The 4,135-nt window shown below is 62.3% G+C and carries 4 protein-coding genes, 1 tRNA gene and 1 pseudogene; 2 read left to right on the top strand and 4 right to left on the bottom strand.

Annotation, left to right across the window (positions count from 1 at the left end; genetic code table 11):
* A pseudogene (locus EN969_RS19635) lies at positions 1-242 on the bottom strand (hypothetical protein); the annotation flags it as partial.
* Between the two features lie 153 nt (positions 243-395).
* Positions 396-653, bottom strand: coding sequence for a PepSY domain-containing protein (locus EN969_RS19630; RefSeq protein WP_013531689.1), 258 nt, complete (start codon positions 651-653; stop codon positions 396-398).
* Between the two features lie 671 nt (positions 654-1,324).
* On the opposite strand from EN969_RS19630, the gene EN969_RS19620 reads away from it, so the two are divergent.
* Complete coding sequence (locus EN969_RS19620; protein ID WP_013531688.1) at positions 1,325-1,678, top strand: hypothetical protein; 354 nt, start codon at positions 1,325-1,327, stop codon at positions 1,676-1,678.
* Between the two features lie 403 nt (positions 1,679-2,081).
* Here EN969_RS19620 and EN969_RS19615 read toward each other — a convergent pair.
* A tRNA-Val gene (locus EN969_RS19615) sits at positions 2,082-2,156 on the bottom strand.
* Between the two features lie 129 nt (positions 2,157-2,285).
* Entirely contained in the window at positions 2,286-2,969 is a 684-nt protein-coding gene (locus EN969_RS19610) for a phosphoglycolate phosphatase (RefSeq protein ID WP_063167998.1), read from the bottom strand.
* A 325-nt stretch (positions 2,970-3,294) separates the two neighbouring features.
* Here EN969_RS19610 and rpiA point away from each other — a divergent pair, with 325 nt between their 5' ends.
* The gene (gene rpiA / locus EN969_RS19605; protein WP_027036598.1) at positions 3,295-4,026 is read left to right on the top strand and encodes a ribose-5-phosphate isomerase RpiA; all 732 of its coding nucleotides are present in this window, start codon (positions 3,295-3,297) and stop codon (positions 4,024-4,026) included.
* Positions 4,027-4,135: the final 109 nt, after the last annotated feature.

Genomic DNA, 4,135 nt, shown 5'->3' with positions numbered 1-4,135 from the left:
AACGTTTGCAGCGCGGTCACCACGATCGTCAGGAAATAGACGAACATGCCGAGCGGCGGCACCAGCAGCACCGCGATCGGCGAAACACCCATGACGTCGAAATAGTTGGGCGCATTGGGCAAGGAACTGAGCACGCCATAGATCACCGCCACGGCGATCAGGCCGACCAGCACCGATACGAAGTAGCCGGCCAACATCATCAATATGCGCTTCATCACGTGCTTTGCCGTCGCCATCCCCATCCCCCAATGCGGCGCCCGGAGCTATTCCAGGAAACGACAGTCAGCCATCAAAGCACGACTGACGCAAGGGGAGGCGCCCGCGCCAGGGCGATCGCCGAAGTTGGCGCCGGGAGCCTGTGACGCAGCCGAGAACGAATTCGCGTCGGAGCGTCCCTATTTCGGCTCCGCCGTCACAGGATCGTAGGTGATTTCGACCTTCGCCTTGTCCGCCGTGTAATAGGTGACGGTGTAGGCGCCGCTGTCCCAGTCGACCTCGTCCACATAGCGAAAGCCGTCGCGCTGCTCGACCTTGGCGATGATCTCCGACAGCTTCTTGGCATTGGGCGGCGGCAGCGGCTTGTCGTCCGCGGCCAAGGCCGGCGCGACGGCGAAAAGAACGGCGACGCTGGTCGCCAGCAGAAATCTGGACATGGCTTTCCCTCAAGTTTCGTCGGGGAGAAACTCGCTGGCGTACCGGTTTGTTCCGCGGGTGGAATGCGTGCCGATTCAGTCCACCGGTTTGCAGCTGCCCGAACGAGGGGCCGCTGCCCGCTTGACTTACGCGGCGCGTCGTTGAGCGGGGTGGAGACCTGAACGGGTTCGGCGAGGGTCGACGGCGGTCACGATGCTGTGGTGGTGATCGCAATAGACGCGATCCGCCGAAGTTGGCCCGGCACAAAAACGATAACCGCCGGGTACCGACCGGTCTTCGCTTACCGGGAAGCGGCACTGATAGACGCCTAGCTGAATGAGGGGGACGTCTTTCGAAATTGGTCTGACATTTTCAGGCATGGTTTTTCAGGTTCCTGGTTCATAGCCATTGCCGGCTGACGGCCGCTATGCGACCGCGTCAAGCGAGCTTCTCTCGTTTGGAGGGCTGTGGATCACCATATGGTGTCGATCGCAGCGTCAATGAAGGCCGAAACCCCGCTTTCGCAAGCCAATCCTTGCGACTTAAGGCCACACTGGCTGCTGGGCGGGCGAGCTACGGGAGCGAGTACATTTTGTCAGCAGACAGTGCGGTCGCGTCCAGGAGCATCTCTTCGAACCGTTGCGCCGGTGCTATGGTGTGCCTGCATGATCAGACAGCAGGGATATGAGGCATGCCCGAAATCACACGCCGTACACTTCTTGCGTTCACCGCCGTGGCCTCGGTTGTTGAACCGACATTTGCCGAAGCGGAAGGGGCCTCACCCGAATTGCGGGCGCTGATCGGAGCCCATGAAGCCAGCTATGTCGGGCTTCACAGGGTTGTTCATCAAGCGGGCAGCAGCAGCCACGATCGCAAGAGGGCAGACCGGATTGAACAGGAAGCATTGCTTGCCATCTGCTCCTATCCTGCGATCAGCCGAGGCGACCGCCGGGCCAAGGCCGATTACCTGTTGACCGCCGAGGCTCGGGGCGAACTCGACCTGGAAGAGCACATGCAGGCCATCCTGCACGCGATGAAGCGCTGATCGCGGCTCGACCGGCGTAGGGCAGAGTTTGGCCCCATCGACAGGAGTTCATGCGCGGCGACTATCTCGCCGCCTTCCATTGCTGCGACTACGCATCTTTGGCTAACGGACGAAGCGGTCAGCGACCTGTCGGGCAAGTGGCGCTCGATGAAGCCCGGCCCATGGAGCAAGCCCGAGCGCTGAGCCGGAACAACGCTATACGGTCTTTTGCGCCGACGACCGCATCGAGGGTGTCGTTTTGGGATCGCGAACAGATGAAGGTCCAAAACGGCTCCGACGTCTGCCCGTTCCAGAGATATGCGAGCTACAGCAGCGCGTGGAATTCGCCCAGAAGAATTTTTGGCGGGCAAGGGGCGGGGTGTAGTTGCTAGGCATTTTGGGGTGCGGCGTTCAGGAAGGCCGATGGTGGGCGATGCAGGGATTGAACCTGCGACCCCACCCGTGTGAAGGGTGTGCTCTCCCGCTGAGCTAATCGCCCGCTCGTTGCCCGAAGGCCAAGCGAGCCGCGATATAAGGGAGGCGGGTGCGGGAAGTCAAGGCGCTGTCCGGCGTTCTGACACGGATCGGTTTTGCTGTGCTTTGCGCCCTGTCTCCGGCCGCCTTCCAGTCAGTTTCCGGCAGCGGCAATCAGCCTTTGCGCCAGGTCGAGCGTCAGGGCGTCGAAATGCGAAATGACAGCCGACGGTTCGAATTCGCGCACATGGCGGTCGGTGTAGCCGAAATCGACCGCCACCACCGGAATGCCGGCGGCTTTCGCCGTGTCGATGTCGGTTTGCGAATCGCCGACCATCAGGGCGCGGTGAGGGTCGCCGCCGGCCAGCTTTATGGTCTCGATCAAATGGCGCGGGTCGGGTTTGCGGAAGGCGAACGTGTCCTGGCCCGCGATGGCCGCGAAATGTTTGGTCAGGCCGAGCGCCTCGATCAGCGCCAGCGAGTTGGCTTCGTATTTGTTGGTGCAGATGGCGAGGGTATAGCCGGCCTCCTCGAAGCGCGCGATCGCCTCGACGACACCGGGGTAGGGGCGTGACTTGCCGGGGATGTTGAGCGTGTAGTGGTCGAGGAAAAGTTTCAGCAGCCGGTCGTGCTCCTCGACGGCAAGCGATCGCTGATGGGCGGCGTGCGCCCGCTCGATCATCACCCGGCCGCCGTGACCGACAAAGCGCCTGAAGCCGGCTTCGTCGACCGCCGCGATCTCGCTGGCGGCCAGGCTGTGGTTGAGGCTGTCGAGCAGGTCCGGCGCTGTGTCGATCAGCGTACCGTCGAGGTCGAACACGATGATCGGTCGGGTCATGGTCTGTCCTGGGGCAAGTTTCTACAGGGGCAGGCGATAAAGGCTGCGGCGCGTCAAGGCAAGCGCTGGGCCAGCTCGTTCAGGCGGGGCCTGCTTATCAGGCCGGGCATTCGCAGCGGGCCCGTCCGATATGAAAAAACCCGCTTCGACGGCGGGTTGTTGGCGCAAATCAGCACCATAGGCAAAAATGTAGCATAGCTGCACTCACCCGTCAAGGAAATAATTCCTACACTGAGCATCACCTGGAGAAGCGCCGTCCAGGGCTTTGACCGGACCGGCAAAAATGCTACGAGCCCGGCAGCGAATTTCCGGGGCAATAACCGACATGGATGCAAGGCAGTTGAAGGTCGAAGCCGCGCGGGCAGCACTCGCCCATGTAAGCGACGGCATGCGGCTTGGCATCGGCACCGGCACCACGGCCGAGGAGTTCGTGCGGCTGCTTGCCGAAAAGGTTGCAACCGGCATGACCGTCATCGGCGTACCGACTTCGGAGCGCACCGCGTTGCTCTGCCGCGAGCTTGGCGTGCCGCTGTCGACGCTGGAGGAAACGCCAGAGCTGGATCTCACCGTCGACGGCGCCGACGAAGTCGACCCGGAACTGACCCTGGTCAAGGGCGGCGGCGGCGCGCTGCTGCGCGAGAAGATCGTCGCCGCGGCGTCCCAGCGCATGATCGTCATCGCCGACCGCTCCAAGATGGTCGAGACGCTCGGCCGTTTTCCCCTGCCGATCGAAGTCAATCCGTTCGGCCTGCGCGCCACTGAAATCGCGGTTGCCGCGGCGGCTGAAAAGCTCGGTCTTTCCGGACCGGTCACATTGAGGATGACGGGCGGGCAGGCTTTTGTTACAGACGGCGGCCATTTTATCCTCGATGCATCTTTTGGCCGCATTCCGGATACAAGAGCGCTTTCGAATGCTCTCCACGCCATTCCGGGCGTGGTCGAGCATGGTCTTTTCATCGGGCTGGCTTCAGCGGCCATCATCGCCGGCGGCGACGGTATCCAAACCGTCCATGCCGCCCGAAAACCAGGGAGTTCTACCGATCATGACGTTGCATAACCGGGTTCGCAGCCTTTCCGTCCTTCTGGCGGCCTCGGCCGTTTTCGCCTTCTCGTCGCCGGCGTTTTCGCAGGATGTCACGGAAGCGCACCTGAAGGCCGCCCGCGCG

The organism is Mesorhizobium sp. M7A.F.Ca.CA.003.01.2.1 (assembly GCF_003998945.1).
GTDB lineage: Bacteria > Pseudomonadota > Alphaproteobacteria > Rhizobiales > Rhizobiaceae > Mesorhizobium > Mesorhizobium ciceri.
Note: the sequence above shows the minus strand (reverse complement) of the source record. Positions and strands in the feature narration are given on the sequence as shown.